The 18,608-nt window shown below is 35.2% G+C and carries 15 protein-coding genes; 8 read left to right on the top strand and 7 right to left on the bottom strand.

The features are described from left to right. The first annotated feature begins 4 nt into the window (after positions 1–4). Together aroB and B6C84_RS01145 are read left to right on the top strand one after the other, a co-directional pair. A complete protein-coding gene (gene aroB / locus B6C84_RS01150; RefSeq protein WP_065577825.1) occupies positions 5–1,084 on the top strand; it encodes a 3-dehydroquinate synthase in 1,080 nt (359 codons plus the stop codon). A gap of 259 nt (positions 1,085–1,343) precedes the next feature. Then, positions 1,344–2,414 (top strand): 3-deoxy-7-phosphoheptulonate synthase, encoded by a 1,071-nt coding sequence (locus tag B6C84_RS01145; RefSeq protein WP_065577826.1) that lies wholly within the window; start codon positions 1,344–1,346, stop codon positions 2,412–2,414. Between the two features lie 58 nt (positions 2,415–2,472). On the opposite strand, the gene purL is transcribed toward B6C84_RS01145, so the two are convergent. The 4 genes from purL to B6C84_RS01125 all read right to left on the bottom strand — a co-directional run bounded on the left by purL (position 2,473) and on the right by B6C84_RS01125 (position 10,697). After that, positions 2,473–6,375: a phosphoribosylformylglycinamidine synthase gene (purL, locus tag B6C84_RS01140; protein ID WP_086353777.1), complete on the bottom strand. Its 3,903-nt coding sequence runs from the start codon at positions 6,373–6,375 to the stop codon at positions 2,473–2,475. A 371-nt stretch (positions 6,376–6,746) separates the two neighbouring features. Further along, positions 6,747–8,423: a glutamine--tRNA ligase gene (gene glnS, locus B6C84_RS01135; protein WP_086321227.1), complete on the bottom strand. Its 1,677-nt coding sequence runs from the start codon at positions 8,421–8,423 to the stop codon at positions 6,747–6,749. Positions 8,424–8,628: 205 nt separating this feature from the next. Beyond that, entirely contained in the window at positions 8,629–9,972 is a 1,344-nt protein-coding gene (locus B6C84_RS01130; protein WP_086321226.1) for an ATP-binding protein, read from the bottom strand. Continuing rightward, on the bottom strand, positions 9,969–10,697 hold the full coding sequence (locus B6C84_RS01125) for a winged helix-turn-helix domain-containing protein (RefSeq protein ID WP_065614669.1): 729 nt from the start codon (positions 10,695–10,697) through the stop codon (positions 9,969–9,971). Before B6C84_RS01125 ends, B6C84_RS01130 begins: the two co-directional genes overlap by 4 nt. Positions 10,698–10,858: 161 nt before the next feature. On the opposite strand from B6C84_RS01125, the gene B6C84_RS01120 reads away from it, so the two are divergent. From B6C84_RS01120 to B6C84_RS01105, 4 genes are read left to right on the top strand one after another with little or no spacing between them, the layout of a single operon-like run. Further along, the gene (locus B6C84_RS01120) at positions 10,859–11,587 is read left to right on the top strand and encodes an MtnX-like HAD-IB family phosphatase (protein ID WP_086321225.1); all 729 of its coding nucleotides are present in this window, start codon (positions 10,859–10,861) and stop codon (positions 11,585–11,587) included. A gap of 10 nt (positions 11,588–11,597) precedes the next feature. After that, positions 11,598–12,425 carry an alpha/beta hydrolase gene (locus B6C84_RS01115; protein WP_065614671.1) on the top strand — a complete coding sequence of 276 codons (828 nt, stop codon included), beginning with the start codon at positions 11,598–11,600 and terminating at the stop codon, positions 12,423–12,425. A 5-nt stretch (positions 12,426–12,430) separates the two neighbouring features. Beyond that, positions 12,431–12,787: a DMT family transporter gene (locus tag B6C84_RS01110; RefSeq protein ID WP_086321224.1), complete on the top strand. Its 357-nt coding sequence runs from the start codon at positions 12,431–12,433 to the stop codon at positions 12,785–12,787. Position 12,788: 1 nt separating this feature from the next. Continuing rightward, positions 12,789–13,187 (top strand): DMT family transporter, encoded by a 399-nt coding sequence (locus B6C84_RS01105; protein ID WP_065651308.1) that lies wholly within the window; start codon positions 12,789–12,791, stop codon positions 13,185–13,187. A gap of 62 nt (positions 13,188–13,249) precedes the next feature. Here the strand turns inward: B6C84_RS01105 and B6C84_RS01100 are convergent, their stop codons facing one another. The 3 genes from B6C84_RS01100 to B6C84_RS01090 form a co-directional block, all read right to left on the bottom strand. Beyond that, positions 13,250–14,122, bottom strand: a complete 873-nt coding sequence (locus B6C84_RS01100) for an arginase family protein (RefSeq protein ID WP_086321223.1) — start codon at positions 14,120–14,122, stop codon at positions 13,250–13,252. Beyond that, complete coding sequence (locus tag B6C84_RS01095) at positions 14,119–15,168, bottom strand: GNAT family N-acetyltransferase (protein ID WP_086321222.1); 1,050 nt, start codon at positions 15,166–15,168, stop codon at positions 14,119–14,121. The genes B6C84_RS01100 and B6C84_RS01095 overlap by 4 nt, the downstream gene beginning before the upstream one ends. 73 nt (positions 15,169–15,241) lie before the next feature. Beyond that, a complete protein-coding gene (locus B6C84_RS01090) occupies positions 15,242–16,651 on the bottom strand; it encodes an aspartate aminotransferase family protein (RefSeq protein ID WP_086321221.1) in 1,410 nt (469 codons plus the stop codon). A 167-nt stretch (positions 16,652–16,818) separates the two neighbouring features. Between B6C84_RS01090 and B6C84_RS01085 the strand changes: the two genes are divergently transcribed. After that, complete coding sequence (locus tag B6C84_RS01085; protein WP_086321220.1) at positions 16,819–17,568, top strand: MipA/OmpV family protein; 750 nt, start codon at positions 16,819–16,821, stop codon at positions 17,566–17,568. A gap of 119 nt (positions 17,569–17,687) precedes the next feature. After that, entirely contained in the window at positions 17,688–18,596 is a 909-nt protein-coding gene (locus B6C84_RS01080) for a recombination-associated protein RdgC (protein ID WP_086321219.1), read from the top strand. The last annotated feature ends 12 nt before the right edge of the window (positions 18,597–18,608 follow it).

Below are 18,608 nucleotides of genomic sequence, written 5' to 3'. Positions count from 1 at the left end.
AATTATGCAAAAGATCCTAGATGTAGCATTAGAAAATCGCAGTTATCCTATTACTATTGGTGAAAACTTACTTAGTCAATTCGAACATTTCAAACTACACAGCGGCCAGCGAGTACTTATTGCCACGAATGACACGATTGCCCCGCTTTATTTACAGCATTTGATAGATATGCTTGAGGCTCATGGGATAAAAACAGATTTTGTTATAGTCCCTGATGGCGAACAATATAAAACCATGGAAACATGGAATCAAATTCTAACCGCTCTACTTGCCAATAATCATACTCGAAATAGCATCCTTATAGCGCTAGGTGGCGGTGTTATTGGTGATGTCGCTGGTTTTGCTGCTTCTGCTTATCAACGAGGAATTAAATTTATACAAGTACCAACAACGTTATTATCACAAGTTGATTCATCCGTTGGAGGAAAAACAGCCATCAATCATCCTCTTGGTAAAAATATGATTGGTGCATTTTATCAGCCACAAGCTGTCGTTATTGATATTAATTGTCTTAAAACTCTACCACCACGAGAGCTTTCAGCAGGTTTAGCCGAAGTAATTAAATATGGCATCATTATGGATTCTGAGTTTTTTAATTGGTTAGAAACGCATATCGATGATCTACTTAATTTAGATGTAGATGCCTTAAGTTATTGTATTTATCACTGCTGTAAACTAAAAGCACAAGTCGTTGCCGCCGATGAAACAGAACAAGACATGCGTGCTATTTTAAATCTTGGTCATACTTATGGCCATGCTATTGAAGCGGAACTCGGCTATGGTAATTGGTTACATGGTGAAGCAGTTAGTGTTGGTATGTTAATGGCGGCACAAACAGCTAAATTGCTTGGTAAATTGACTGATAAAGATATTGAACGAATAAAAAATCTATTAATTAAAGCTAAACTACCAGTTAAAAGACCGGAACGAATGACAATTGAATCTTATATTCCACATATGCTACGAGATAAAAAAGTTCTTTCAGGACAAATTAGATTGGTCTTGCCAACTAAAATAGGTGCAGTTGAAGTCATTGATGTTGTTGATAAACAATTGATATTAGAAGCAATATCATCTATTTAAATTCTCATTTTTTCACATAATCGGCCATATTTAATATACGGATGCATGCAATTCTCTCACCGCATCCGTACATATTTATTTACATCCACTCAAGTTAAATTATTAATACCTGTAAATATTAGCTTACAAAACATTAATTAATCTAACAATAAGTTAATTTTTGATTTACTATTCCGTAATTTTGTGTTTACATATTGCTTGTTTATGTAATTAATATTTTACATATAAAAATATGAATGATTTTAACAAGGAAAACCAAATGTTAAAAGATACACTAAATAATGTTCGAATCAGAGATGAGCATATGTTAATCACGCCCGAAGAAATAAAAAACCTTTATCCATTATCATCTGAATTAGAAAATCAAATTGCTTCATCCCGACAAACCATTGTTGATATTCTAGAACGTCGAGATCACCGATTACTTATAGTTTGTGGTCCCTGTTCTATTCATGATCCTGATGCAGCTATTGAATATGCACATAAATTAAAAAAACTTTCTGATGAAGTGAAAGATAACTTATTTATTGTTATGCGAGTTTATTTTGAAAAACCAAGAACCACTGTTGGTTGGAAAGGTATGATTAATGACCCGCATATGGATAGCTCATTTGATATTGAACATGGCTTAAAAAAAGCACGTAAGTTGTTACTTGATATCACTAAGATTGGATTACCAATTGCGACAGAAGCGTTAGATCCAAACACTCCGCAATACATTGGTGATTTAATCAGCTGGTCAGCTATTGGAGCGAGAACAACTGAATCACAAACCCACCGAGAAATGGCTTCTGGACTATCAATGCCTGTTGGTTTCAAAAATGGCACAGATGGGAGTTTAGACGTAGCAATTAATGCAATGAAATCAGCTTCAATGGCACATCGATTTGTTGGAATTAACCAAAAAGGACAAGTTACAGTATTACAAACTTTAGGTAATCCACATGGTCACGTGATCCTAAGAGGTGGAAAAGCACCTAATTACGATGCCGAAAATGTTGCATTATGTGAACAACAAATGGATAAGGCTAAATTAGTCCCTAACTTAATGATAGATTGTAGTCATGCTAATTCCAATAAAGATTACCGCAATCAACCTATCGTTGCAGACTCGATTATTGAGCAAATTAAGCAAGGCAATAACTCGATTATTGGTGTCATGATAGAGAGTAATTTATTTGAAGGTAATCAATCATCTGAACAACCAAAAGAAAATTTCAAATATGGTGTATCCGTTACTGATGCTTGTATTAACTTTGAAACGACTGAGCAATTATTGCGAAGAATGAATAATGATTTAGCACAGCCGTTAAAGAGTAGAAAAAAGTAAACAGTTAAAGATAAAGTTATCTTTATAAATCGCCGACTATTGTCGGCGATTTTTTTTACTAACTAAGTTGCTTACGAGCATTACGGAAAATTCTCATCCATGGGCTATCTTCACCCCAATTATCTGGATGCCACGAATTGGTTACCGTTCTAAATACTCGCTCTGGGTGCGGCATCATAATCGTTGCTCGACCATCACTTGAGGTTACTGCGGTAATACCATTTGGTGAACCATTTGGATTTGCCGGGTACTGCTCTGTCGCTTTACCAAAATGGTCAATATATCGAACTGCAACCAAGCCAGAAGCTTCTAAACGAGTCAAATGTTCTAAATCACGGGTTTCAACTTGACCTTCACCATGTGAAACCGCAATCGGCATATGCGAACCTGCCATATCGGTAAATAGTAATGACGGACTAGATTGAATTTGAACTAAACTAAAACGCGCCTCAAAACGTTCCGATATATTACGAACAAAGCGAGGCCATAACTCAGCACCTGGTATCAGTTCTTTTAAATTCGACATCATCTGGCAGCCATTACAGACCCCTAACGATAAAGTATCATTGCGATGGAAGAATTGCTCAAATTCATGACGGACTTGTTCATTAAATAAAATCGACTTAGCCCAACCTTCACCAGCCCCTAATACATCGCCATAAGAAAAACCACCACAAGCAACTAACGTATTAAATTGATTCAAAGTCACTTGACCTGATAATAAATCAGTCATATGAACATCAATTGACTCAAAACCCGCTCGAGCAAATGCTGCTGCCATTTCAACATGTGAATTGACACCTTGTTCACGTAAAACTGCAACTTTAGGCTTCACGCCTTTGACTATGTAAGGTGCAGCAATATCTTGCTCAATATCAAAAGTAATATGAACATTTAAGCCTGGATCATCATCATTTTGCTTAGCTTGGTGTTCTTGATCTGCACATTGTGGATTATCACGTAAGCGTTGCATTTGCCAAGTGGTTTCTGCCCACCATGTTCTTAATGTCAATCGCGATTCGCTATACACAACGGCGCTATTATTACGAATAATAAATTGCTGTCCTGTTTTAGCTGTTCCTAATCTATGAATCGCCTGAGATAATCCAAGCTGCTTAAAGCATGTCATGACTTTTTCTAAATCACCATTACGAATTTGAATAACTGCGCCAAGTTCTTCATTAAATAGTGAGGCAATGACATCGCTACCAAGTGAATTAATATCAATATCTATACCACAATGTCCTGCAAATGCCATTTCTGCTAAGGTTACCAATAAACCACCATCAGAACGGTCGTGGTAAGCAAGTAAGGTATTTTGCACAACTAAACTTTGGATGGCCTGATAAAAAGCGGCTAATTCTTTAGCATCATGAACATCAGCTGTTCTTTGTCCTAGATGACGATAAACTTGTGCTAATGCTGTTGCTCCTAATGCTTGATGACCTTTAGATAAATCAATAAATAGTAATAGATTATCCTCATCTGTACAAAGTTGTGGGGTAACTGTTTTACGCACATCTTCAACTCGAGCAAATGCGGAAATCACCAATGATAACGGTGAAGTTACCGTTTTTTGTTCACCATCTTGTTGCCATGTTGTTTTCATTGACATAGAGTCTTTACCAACCGGAATAGCTAATCCTAAAGCAGGACATAACTCTTCACCAATGGCTTTAACGGCTTGATAAAGACCAGCATCTTCACCTGGATGACCAGCTGCAGCCATCCAGTTAGCTGAAAGCTTAATACGTTTAATGTCGCCAATATTTGTCGCAGCAATATTGGTAATTGCTTCACCAACCGCTAATCTAGCTGATGCAGCAAAATTAAGTAGGGCAACAGGAGCTCGTTCCCCCATCGACATTGCTTCACCGTAATAACTGTCTAAACTTGCTGTTGTCACCGCGCAATCGGCAACCGGCACTTGCCACGGTCCAACCATCTGATCACGAGCAACCATACCTGTTACCGAACGATCACCAATGGTAATTAAGAAAGTTTTTTCCGCCACAACTGGCAAATGTAATACTCGTTTCACCGCATCATATAAATTGATATCGGATGTTGAAAAATGATCCCCTTCTGCTTGGTTAGATTTAACATCTCGTAACATTTTAGGGGTTTTGCCCAATAACACATCTAACGGTAAATCTATCGGATTATTGTTGAAATGTTCATCATGTAACACGACCGCTTTATTTATTGTGGCTTCACCAATAACAGCATAAGGTGTACGTTCTCGTTTACAAAGTTCATCAAATAGCTCAAGACTTTGCGGATGAATCGCTAGTACATAACGCTCTTGAGATTCATTACACCAAATTTCTAACGGTGACATTCCGGGTTCATCACTTAATATTTTGCGTAATTCAAACTGACCACCACAGCCACCATCGCTAACCAATTCCGGCATCGCATTAGACAAGCCACCAGCGCCCACATCATGGATAAATAAAATAGGATTTTTATCACCCAGTTGCCAACAGCGATCGATTACCTCTTGGCAACGACGCTCCATTTCAGGGTTATCACGTTGCACTGAAGCAAAATCAAGATCAGCATCTGATTGTCCTGATGTCATAGATGAGGCAGCACCACCACCTAGACCAATATTCATGGCAGGCCCACCCAAGACAATTAATTTGGAGCCGATAGGAAATTCACCTTTTTGAATATGTTCACGACGAATATTTCCCATACCACCGGCTAACATAATTGGTTTATGATAGCCTCTGACCTCTTCGCCATTAAAGCTATTGACTTTCTCTTCATAAGTACGAAAATAACCAAGTAAAGCTGGACGACCAAATTCATTATTAAATGCCGCACCACCTAAGGGTCCATCCATCATAATGTCAAATGCACTAACAATTCGATCCGGTTTACCAAAATCTTGTTCCCAAGGTTGTTCAAAATTGGGAATTCGTAAGTTCGAAACAGAAAAACCTACTAATCCTGCTTTTGGTTTAGCTCCTTTTCCTGTCGCTCCTTCATCTCGAATCTCACCGCCACTACCGGTTGCCGCCCCCGGCCAAGGAGATATTGCCGTTGGGTGATTATGGGTTTCCACCTTCATTAAAATATCAGCATATTCCTGATGATAATCATAGCTTCGACTATCATAATCAGCAAAGAATCGTCCAACTTTCGAACCATCCATAACCGCGGCATTATCCTTATAAGCGGATGACACATAATCTGGCGTATGTTCAAAGGTGTTTTTTATCATTTTAAATAATGATTTTGGTTGTTTTACACCATCAATAATCCAATCAGCATTAAATATTTTATGACGACAATGTTCAGAGTTTGCTTGACCAAACATATAAAGCTCAATGTCAGTCGGATTACGGTTTAATTTCTGAAAATTCTCAACTAAATAGTCAATTTCATCTGGTGCTAAAGCCAAACCTAATTTTAGATTAGCTTCCTCTAATGCTTGACGACCTTGTCCTAACAAATCAATAATTGTTACTGGTTTGGGTTGATCAGCCCTAAATAATTGTTCAGCTTGCTCAAAACTGCTTAAAACGGTCTCCATCATTCGGTCATGTATCAAGCCCAGAAAAGCATTTTTTTGACAATCAGTTAACGGAGAACTAGCTTGCACATAATAAGCAATACCTCGTTCTATTCGATGGATTTGTGATAATCCACAATTATGTGCAATATCAGTAGCTTTAGATGACCATGGCGAAATAGTACCTTCGCGTGGAGTAACTAAAAAGAGTATTTTACTGGTTTTATCTTCGACATCTATTTGTGCACTTTTAGGGCCATATTGTAACAACTTATCTAAGGTTAATTGTTGTTGAACAGTTAATTCAGCACTTAAATCAATAAAGTGAATGTATTGGGCTTCAATATTTGTTATAGGGATAGATTGTTCACGACAAGAGGATAAAATTTTATTAATACGAAATGCAGATAGAGCAGAAGAACCAGCTAAAATTTTCATGCTAAGAGTACTCTTTTTAAGCCAAAATAGGAAAAAAATAGAACAACATTATAAAATAAACTGACCAAAGAGGCTATCTTAAAAATCATAATATAATGTAATCAAAGAATTTTGAGGAAAGGGGTTTTTTAACGCTCAATTCGGCTTTTTATGATTATTTAAAACACTACAATTTTTTAAAATAAATCTTTAATGTTTATTATTAAATTAAGAAATTTTTTAATTACAATCAGTTAGTAATCATTATTATAAGGATTATATTCATACGGCAAAAGTAAGCCAAACTAACCTTCTGACGATGATATCAATAAAAATATAAAGTAGAGTAGATTAAATCAATACGCCAACCAGAGTTGGCGTATTGATTATGATTAAGCTTCGTTCCAACTGTCTCTTAATCCTACTGTTCGATTAAATACTAAATTATCTTCAGTAGCATATTTACTATCAAGACAAAAATAACCTTCACGTTCAAATTGATAAGCTTGTTCTGCTTTGGCTTTTTGCAAACTAGGCTCAACAAACCCATGTTTAATAATTAATGAATTTGGATTGATAGTTGATAAAAAGTCCTCTGCACTACCTGGATTTGGAGTATTAAATAGCCGATCATAAAGACGAATTTCAGCTGGCTTAGCAAATTTAGCTGACACCCAGTGAATAACTCCTTTAACTTTACGTCCATCTTCAGGATTTTTATTTAATGTGGCAGGATCATAACTACAATAAATAGTTTGAATATTACCGTCCGCATCTTTTTCAACACGCTCTGCTCGTATCACATAAGCATTACGCAAGCGAACTTCTTTACCTAACACTAAACGCTTATAATTTTTATTTGCTTCTTCCCTAAAATCAGCTCTATCTATATAAATTTCACGCGTGAATGTCACTTCTCGATGACCTAATTCTGGGCGATTAGGGTGATTTGGCATACTAAGTACTTCATCTAGTGTTTCCGAAAAGTTTTCAATGACAACTTTAACAGGATCAAGTACCGCCATTGCTCGTGGCGCATTTTCATTGAGATCTTCACGAATACAGAACTCAAGTGTACTCATTTCAACAGTATTTTCTTGTTTAGTTACACCAATTCGACGACAAAATTCACGAATTGATGCCGGTGTATAACCACGGCGACGCAGACCAGATACGGTAGGCATCCGAGGATCATTCCAACCGTCAACAATTTGTTCAGAAACTAACTGGGTTAATTTTCGTTTAGAAGTAATCGCATATTCAAGATTTAATCTTGAAAACTCATACTGATGCGGTCTTGCTTCAATAGTAATATTATCTAAAACCCAATCGTACAAACGACGATTATCTTGAAACTCAAGCGTACAAAGTGAATGGGTTATATTTTCAATAGCATCCGAGATACAATGTGTAAAATCATACATTGGATAAATGCACCATTTATTGCCAGTTTGGTGGTGCTCAGCAAATTTTATACGATATAACACGGGATCACGCATAACAATAAATGGTGATGCCATATCGATTTTTGCTCTTAAACAAGCTTTACCTTCTGCAAATTTACCTTCTTTCATTTGGATGAATAATGCTAGGTTTTCTTCAATGCTTCGATCACGATAAGGGCTATTTTTACCTGCTTGTGTTAATGTTCCACGATATTCGCGGATTTCATCAGCTGACAGTTCATCGACATAAGCAAGACCTTTATTGATAAGCTCTAATGCATATTCATATAAACGGTCAAAATAGTCAGATGAGTAACAAATTTCACCATCCCATTGGAACCCTAACCAACGAACATCTTCTTTAATAGATTCAACGTATTCAATATCTTCTTTAGCTGGATTGGTATCATCAAAACGTAAATTACATTTACCCTGATAATCTTGCGCAATCCCGAAATTTAAACAGATAGATTTTGCATGACCAATATGTAGATAGCCATTAGGTTCAGGCGGAAAACGAGTATGGGTTGTTTTATATTTTCCAGCCGCAAGATCTGCATCAATAATTTGACGAATAAAGTTTGTTGGACGAGTTTCGTTCTCTGTCGGTAATACACCGCTCATAAAAAACCTCTAATTATATATGTTAACTCATGACCAATTTAGAAATGAGATTTTTCACTTTTATCATTTTGACCAAAGAATATAGCAAATTTTTTGTTTTTTCGAAACGTTAAAACAAGAGTTTTAAGTTATCTAAAAAATATTCCTATTTAAATCTATATCTTTTTTAATAGTTTTTGATTAAGTTTTATTAAATTTAGCTTGATTATTCATCGCCTGATTTTATCGAAACCACAAATCTAGCGCCCCCTAATGGACTCGTCACCACAAAGGCTTTACCATCGTGAAATTCCGCCATTAATTTTACATAAGCAAGCCCTAACCCATATCCGCCGGTTGAACGTGTGCGGCTAGTATCAAGCCGAGCAAAAGGCATAAAAATTTTATCACGCGCATCAAAAGGAATACCTGCGCCATCATCATCAATCTCTAAAATCACTTGATGATCCTGTTTTGTGATATTCAACACTGCTTTATGTGTAGCATATTTAAACGCATTGAGTAGTAAATTTTTGACAATGGTTTCAACCAAATTAGTATCAATTTTGGCTTCTACATCTTGACTATTACAAACTAACTCAAACCCTTCTGGTTTAAATAGTGCTAATGATTGACAAACTTTTTCGCCCCATTCTTTCAACGATACATTAGTAAGATTTAATTCGATGTTACTCTGCTGCATTTTGAAATAATTCAAGCTGGCATTAATTAGCGTTTCAAGTTCGTCAATATCATCGCTCATCCCTTTTTGCAGTAATGCTTTTTCATGCTCATCAGTAGACTCTTCAAGCATACTTAACTCAAATCGCATCCGTGCAAGTGGCGTGCGAAGTTCATGAGCCATTGCATGCGAAATCGTTTGATTGGTACTAACTAAATGTTCTATGTGAGTCCCCATGTTATTAAGTACATTAGCTAACGGTTTGAATAACCAACCTTTCACATTTTCAGTACGTGCTTTTAAATTTCCCTGCCCCAATTGCTCTGCAGTTTGACGAATATTAACCAGATCTTTCCAAACAGCACTAAAAGCAAAATAGATTAAAATAAAAAAGATAATGGCACTAAACAAGGCCCAAATAATAAGAAATACACTCAACGACATGGTATTCGATTCTAATATATCGCGCATTAAAATCGGACCTAGTTGCAATAGATGTCCATCCTTTAAATCAATATAGACAACCTCGTCATCACCATCATAAGCAAAACCGAGTTTTTCTAACTCTTTTTTAACGGAATGAGACAAGATAGTCTGTTCTGGTAAAACTTTTATTGGATAACCAAAAGAAGGCTGTAATTCATTCACTACTTCTTGCAATGGACGTTGCTTATTTTCATCAATGTGTTTACGAATTAAGTTGACAGTTCCACGTTGTGATTCACGAAAAACAATATGATCATCAGGCATATCAGTCAATGACGAAGGCAATGAATCGAATACCAATAATGCACCATAAGCAATAATACATTGTAATGAAAGCAAAATAACGAGATAAAAAACGATACGGCGATTGAAGAATAGCGGTTTAGCTAATAATTGTTTCAATGATTTTCCCCTTCACGCATAAATAGATAGCCTTTTCCGCGCACGGTTTTAATCCGCGATGAGTTGTCAGGATCATCTAGTAATTTGCGTCGTAATCGAGAAATACGCGCATCAATAGAACGATCGCTGCCATCAAAATCAATACCTCTTACTTGGGAAAATATGTCGTCTCGAGATAAAATCTTACCGGCGTTATTTGCTAATAACCAAAGTAAATCAAATTCTGCCGTAGTCAAATCGATATCTTGCCCATCTAATAACACTCTTCGATTTTCACCATCAATAACTAAATTATCAAAGACCAGAGTATTATTGTTAAACGAAGTTATTAGTTCCTTATAGCTTTCTTTATCGGTTTCGATCTGTTTTCGTCGCAACAATGCGCGAATACGAGCAAGTAATAACCGCGGTTCAATAGGTTTAGCAAGATAATCATCTGCACCTAACTCTAAACCAACAATTTCATCAATATTGTCTTCACTCGCGGTCATAATCAGAATATAGTTTGTAAACCACGAACGTATATCTCGACATATATCAAATCCAGATTTTTCTGGCAGCATGACATCTAAAATAACTAAATCAGGGTTGATCTGTTGTATTTTTTCTTCGGCACCGGCACCACTATTATGCCAATCAACCATATACCCTTGACGAATTAGATAAACTTGGATTAAATTGGCTAATCTTTCATCATCTTCGATGATTAATATACGTTCACTCATTTTCGGTTCTCTTTACCGTATAATGTGTACTTCAAGATACCTTATTATACAGGTAAATGAAGCCTCGTTACAAAAGATATACAAAGAGCCTACAAAGTTTACTAGCACTATATGAGAGAATTGGCGCCAATATCTATAACTAAGCAATTTTTACGTTAACTATGAATACTTTTTCATCAATTACTAATCACCTTTTTCAGCCATCTTATACTCACCACCAAAACCCTATTATTTTATGTGATTTTGATGGCACAATTAGTGTTAAAGATGTTACTGATACTTTACTTAGCCAATTCGGTCAAGATGGTTGTGATGAACTTGAGGAATTATGGATTAGTGGCAAAATCGGCTCTCAAGAATGTATGAGTAAACAGATTGCATTAATGGATGCTAGTCTGGATGAACTCAATCAAGCATTAGCAAAAATTGAAATTGATAATAATTTTAAAGCATTTATTGATTACACCGAAAAAAATCATATTCCAGTTCATGTAGTTAGTGACGGCTTAGATTATGCTATTCAGTTTGTGTTAAAACACCATGGTATTGAGCATCTACCTATTTATGCCAATAAGTTAATGCATAATAATCAACGAAGTTGGCGCCTTGAGTTCCCATTTGCCAATAAGGATTGTATTAAACAAAGTGGTAACTGCAAATGCAATCATGTTAAACAACAGCAACATTTTCCTCAGATTTTATATGTTGGTGATGGTACGTCCGATTTTTGCGTTTCTCATCATGTCGATCTGGTTTTCGCCAAAGATAAGTTGATTAATTACTGTGAAAAAAACAATATTAAGCACAGTGCTATTGAGAGCTTTGCTGATGTAACCGAAGCATTAAAACAGATGCAACAAACACTAATTCCAGTCATGGCGGTAAAATAAAGGAATAATAATGAGTACAATTGAAGATTTATCTTATTTTTTACCTGGTAATAAAAATGGCGTGCTATTAATTCACGGTTTAACTGGTACACCAAATGAAATGCGTATTTTAGCCAATGGTTTAAATAAAGCTGGATTTACTGTGTATGCAATACAGCTAGCAGGTCACTGCGGTACAGAAGCAGATCTATGTAAAACAACTTGGCAAGATTGGTATAAAAGTGTTCAAGATGGTGCTGATTATTTAGCTCAACATGTTGATAATCTGTTTGTCGCCGGTTTATCTATGGGCGCATTATTAGCGTTAAAATTAGCTGCCGATCGTCCCAATCAAGTGAAAGGTGTTGGTGTTTTAGCGCCTACATTTTCTTATGATGGCTGGAGCATGCCATTTTGGGCTAAAAAATTCTTCTTTTTATTAGTCTATTTCAAAAAACTTGGTATTTTTCAAAAAGTATCTTTTATTGAAAAACCACCTTATGGCCTTAAGGATGAACGGATACGAGCCGTTGTATCTGAAAGTATGTTAAGTGGTGATGCAGCGTCTGCTGGATTGGCAGGTAACCCTTTCCCAGCTTTAGCTGAAATGCAGTTATTGGCTAAACATATGCGTCAGGAGTTACCTAAAGTTACCTCGCCGTGTTTAATTATGCATTCAGGTAATGATGACATTGCCAATATTGAAACAAATGCAAAATTAGTTGAAAAACACGTCTCTGGTCCAAAACAGTTAATTGTACTAAATGATAGTTACCATTTAATTACTATTGATAGCCAACGCCGAGAAGTGATTAAAGAATGTGCTTCATTTTTTAATAATCTTGCAGAAGGAAATTAAACATAATGTCATCTTTAGTTATTTTTCTTTGGGTTAGTAATATCTGTTTTGATACTTTAGGACAAGTTGCCTTTAAATATGCGGCAATATCACCGACCAATCGAGATGGGTTGTACTATTGGTTGGATTTGGCTAAAAATCATTGGATTTGGGTAGGAATAGCCTCTTACATTGCCGAATTTTTATTATGGCTAGCCTTTTTAACCTTAGTGCCACTTTCACAAGGCGTATTACTCGCCTCATTCAATATTATTACTATCATGTTAGTCGGTCGAATTCTTTTCAAAGAATTACTCACCCTTTATCGCATTATTGGCATGTTATTAATAACTGCTGGTGTTATTTTTGTGGGGATGTCTTAATATGGCTAAGTTCTATTTGATTGGTTTTACCGTATTACTAATGTTTGACACTATTGCCCAGTGCAGTTTCAAATTGGCTGCAGAGCATGCTCAACCGCTTGCGATGAGTTTTGAATGGATTGTTAGGGTGTTTTCTGGCCATTGGATTTATGTATCAATTGCGGGTTATATTTTTACTTTCTTCACTTGGATGACTTTATTAAAAAAAGCACCTGTAGGACCTGCTTTTGCAGCGTCTCATTTCGAAGTCGTCACGGTAATGATTGCATCAGTTTGGTTATTTAATGAACCAATAACATTATTTAAGTTAATCGGAACAATATTGATTGTTTCAGGAATTATGTTTCTAGCATTGGCAGAAAGTAAACTAACTAATAAAAACATTCATAATAGTTATTAATCAAATCTAAATCAAAAATCAAGCCTAGCTATATTTCATTGAAGAATAACAGAGTAACAATACTAGGCTTTTAAAGCATTTAATAATGTTAAATTGAGTTGATGTTGTTCTTGTTGCCAATCATTTAAGTTTTCTAAGGATATTTCTGGTTGTTTATCTAATGAACTAAGCAATCGTTTAAACCAACTTTTCGGTTGCCATATTGATAATTCACCAGTGATATCACTACCAATAATTCGTGGTTTAATTGAGGAAATAGTATCTAGTAAGTGATAAGTTTGCAGTTTTCCTTGATCCCAATTAGTATGAATAACCTCTTCACTTAATACATCTTTATCTATCGATAAATATATTGGTTTAGTATTACGATATTGCTCAGATAGAAACTGGGTAATCAAATCATCAGGCGAATCAAAATGACGAAAAGCATGATTCAAACCAATTCTTTTCGCCCAAGAAACATTGACATCTAAGCTCCAATAAGTCAATTTTTTATGAAATAGCGGTGACCATCTATTTTCCCAAAAATGCCATAAGCCAATATCATTTGAGGTTATGCCTAACACATGGACATGACTTACGAATGGTAAACTTGCTACATAGCTCACCCATGAGCCACAGTGAACACCAAATAGATAACGCATATTGTCTGGATGATTATCAAAAATAATCACTTCAATTGGATTATCTGCTGAATATTGCTTAGCGAGCTGCTCAATTAGTAATAACGAAATATGATGATAATCACCGCTCCCCATCAATACTGTGCCATAGTTTTCTGGTAATGCTTGTTGTAATTGCATTTTAAATTTTTGGAAATTTTTTTCATTACAACCAAAACGAATTACATCTTGCCACTGCGTGAAATCAATCGTTTTAGCGTCATTAATTTCACCTACGCTTTGATCAAAATTAAGGATAACCGGCAATGTCATGCTACTTTCTCCTTATCGGTTTCAAAATGGCCTATTAATTTACGTAAAATTACTCTTAACAGAGGATTTCGAATATAAACTAGATGTTTGGTTAAAGTAAAACTAGCACCTAACGAAGCTTTAACTTCGGGATCTGTCCAACCGGCGACATAACTACTTAGTTTCTGTTGTAACGCATATTCAAGATTAACAAACCAGCTAACAAAATAGAGATTCAACTCTCGTGCTTGTGGATAAACCATACCAATATATTTATCAATTAGAACATTATTCACCACAAAACAGATGTTATAACCAATTAATTGGCCATTATAGTGATAAGTGAAAATACGCCCATTTGCTGCTTTACTTTGCAATAATTGGACAAAAAATGGCTTGGTTAATAAATCAAAATGGACTTCACTTTGTTCATATACATTAAGATAAAGCTGATAATATAAATCAAGATTAGCATCATCAAAAAAACAGTCATCACCAGTTTGTAAAATATTAATCTCTAATTTTTCACGTGACTTAAGTTTTCTTCTTAAATTCTTACGACGGCTATAGGATAATTTTGCCAAAAAGTCATTTATCGATTCGAAATCGATTGGAACCCACGCTAAAGCTTGTCCTTCAACCTCAATAAAACCGTTATCTTTTAATGAACCAATAACCTGTTTAGAATATTGATTATCCTGCTTACTAAGTAAAGGCGAGTCAGAAGGTAAATCTTTTACAATAGTAAAAGGATATTTCTTTGCATATGCCGTTTTAACATTATCAGCTAATTGCTGCGCATTCACTTTATCAGTTAACAAGCTGTATTCAGAAACTGTCGTTCCGACAAAACATGTTCTTGGTTGTAACCAATGTCGCCATTTCCGATAAAAAGGCAATTTATGAACTTTATGTTTAAAATTACTATCGGCAGTTGTGAGCAAATCAAACTTAGCAGAAAAAGCTGGCACGCCATCTTCACTCATCCAGCTTGTAAATTCTTGTGGTGGATGAGAAATAAAATTATTGATTAGTTCATTTGGTTCTAGTTGGTTAATATATCGCATAACTTTCTATAAAGGATTGGGTATAACTAGAATCCCGCTAACACGTATTAGCGGGATTACTTTGCTTTAAGACTTAAAGTTCTTTTTTAGCTCGAGTGATTAATTGATCGAGTAATTCAATACCTTGGTCAATTTCTTGACGAGTAATGTGTAAAGAAGGAGCAAAAGTGATAACATTTTTGTAATAACCACCAATATCAAGCACCAAGCCCATTTTATTACCTTTCCAATCAAGATCACCTGACATACCGATATCAACCATTTTATCAACTAATGCTTTGTTAGCGGTAAATCCGTCTTCGGTACAAATCTCAGCACGTAGTGCAAGACCTAAGCCATCAACCTCACCAATTTCTTTATGTTTCTTCTCAAGTGTTTTTAATCCTTCAAGGAAGTATGCACCACTTTCCATCACCATTTTTTCGTAATCGGTTTCTGAAGTCATTTTTAATACTTCTAAACCAACCGCAGTACCTAATGGATTTGAAGCAAAAGTTGAATGTGTTGAACCAACTGGGAATACTTCAGGATTAATTAACTCTTCTCGAGCCCATAATCCTCCAAGTGGATTTAAACCATTAGTTAATGCTTTAGCGAACACAACTACATCAGGTTTAACATCAAAGTGTTCGATTGACCATAGTTTACCAGTACGATAAAAGCCCATCTGAATTTCATCAACGACTAATAAAATACCATATTGATCTAAAACTTTTTTCAGACCTTTAAAGTAGTTACGAGGCGGAACAATATAACCACCTGTTGCTTGTAAAGGTTCGGCATAGAAAGCAGCATATTCAGCTTGTCCAACTTTTGGATCCCAAACTCCGTGATATTCAGTTTCAAATAAACGAGCAAACTCAGCAACTAAGTGTTCACCATACTCTTCGGCGGTCATTCCTTTAGGACGACGGAACGGATATGGGAATGGAACAAACATTGCGCGATCACCAAAGTGACCATAACGGCGACGATAACGATAACTTGAGGTAATTGAAGATGCCCCCAAAGTACGACCATGGTAACCACCTTGGAAAGCAAACATTAGTGATTTACCGCCGGTAGCATTACGCACTACTTTTAATGAATCTTCAATACATTGTGAACCACCAACATTAAAATGCACACGGCCTTGGTAACCAAATCGTTTTTCCATACCTTGAGCAATAGTTTTTGCTAATTCAATTTTAGTTGGATGAAGATACTGACTTGCACATTGCGGTAAAGTATCGATTTGTTTTTTAAGTACGTTATTTAGACGCTCATTGGCATAACCAAAGTTACAAGCTGAGTACCACATTTGTAAATCAAGAAAGGCTTTACCTTCTTTATCATACATGTAGCTACCTTCACAGCCATCAAAAATCTTCGGTGGTTCAACGTAATGCACGGTATCACCAAATGAGCAATATTTTGCTTCATCAGCTAATAATACTGCGTCGTCAGGACGACTATTAATCATTTCTTTAGTTGGTTTACTCATAATTTATCTCACTAATCCATATTCAAATATGACAAAATGTGGCATTATTATCGGAGAAAAGTCATTGTAACAATGTACAATTACTGTATAGATTTTGTGACGACAGACTTGAGATAAAGAAATCACAATAGCTCTCGTAAACCATATCACTATGAATAGGTATTAAAATGAAAAGAATAAGCTGTATAATTTCGCTATTATCAATGTGTTCTCTAGGATATACGCAAATTGTATCAGCAGAATCTACCTTATTGGGAATCGGTTTAGGTTGGTCAACTTCACCATATAAAAGTTATAGTTCAAACTACTATCCTATACCACACATTGATTATGACAATGGCTCGTTTTTTATTGATGATCTTTCTGCTGGAGTTTATGCACTCAATGATGATAATCAAAGTCTATCCTTTGGCGCTCGCTATTTAGCTAATGAATTTAAACCTCACGATTCTGATAATCATAAACTAAAACAGCTTGATAGCCGCCACTCAACCCTACTTGCTGATATTGAATATTCACTTAATACCAATTGGGGAATTTTTTCTAGTAGTATTGGCGCTGATATCCTTGATAATAGTAATAGTATTTTAGTTAATGCTGATTATACTGTGCCTTATATTGAAAATAATTTGATTGTTGCACCAACTATCGGTATAAATTGGGCAAATAATAAACATAATGACTATTATTATGGGATTTCGCACAAAGAATCTGCACGTTCAGGCTTAGGTTATTTCAATGCTGATAGCTCTTTTACACCTTACTTTGAAATTGCGGCTCAATATTCGTTAACAGATAATATTGCAACCTTTGGTGGAGTCCATATTGATAAACTAACAGGCGATGCAGCCGATAGCCCAATGGTTGATGATAGTACGGTAACATCTATTTATATGGGTGTATCTTATAAATTTTAAAGAATTTTTTATCAAATCTTATTACTAAGGCGATAATATATTATCGTCTATGAAATTTTTATTATAAATCGTTATGATAAAATAAACTTCATAAAGCAAATTTTTGGAAATATAACACTATGCTTTGGTTTAAAAACGCAATTATTTACCAACTTAATAATGACAATTTACTTGATAAACAAACTATTGAACAAGCGCTTAAATCGGCTTCATTTTCGCCGTGCGGTAATTTAGATACCTCTAAGATGGGATGGGTTTCGCCTTATAATGATAATAACTTAGATAATTTCATTATTGATATGCAAGGACATTTACTGTTACGGATTAAAAAAGAAACTAAAATATTACCAGCGCCAGTAATTAAACAAGCACTAATTGATAAAATTGATAAACAAGAGAAAGCATTAAGTCGAAAGCTCAGCAAAAATGAAAAAGCAACACTAAAAGATGAAGTAATGATCGATTTAATGCCTAGAGCATTTAGTAAATATAACCATTATTGGTTATGGATCGATACTGAAAATAGAAGAATTATTATTGATTGTAGTAGTTTTAAACTAGCTGAAGATATTTTAGCAATTTTACGTAAAGAGCTTGGATCTTTAGCATTAACCCCATTATCAATTGATAAACCACTTGAAAAGATAATGACTACTTGGGTTAAAGAAAAGTTAAATTTCCCTCCTTTTATACTAGGTGATGAAGCTGAATTAAAAGATCCACTGGAAGGTAATGGAATTATTAACTGTAAAAACCAAGATATTACTAGCGACGAAATGTTAGTTCATTTAGATTCTGGTAAATGGGTAACCAAACTTAAAATTATTGATGAACGTGGTATCAATTTTATTATAAACCCAGACTTTACATTGAAAAAAGTAAAATTTGATTCTATTATAATGGACGAAAATGAAGATATTGGTTCTGATGAGTTTGATAAACGACTTGAAGCGGATTTTTACATTATGGCCAATACTTTATCTAACTCTATAAATGATTTATATATTACAGTTAATAAAATTGGTTAATGCCAATTAAAG

This window comes from Gilliamella apis (assembly GCF_002142155.1).
Lineage (GTDB): Bacteria > Pseudomonadota > Gammaproteobacteria > Enterobacterales > Orbaceae > Gilliamella > Gilliamella apis.
This window is presented reverse-complemented; position numbering and strand designations above follow the sequence as displayed.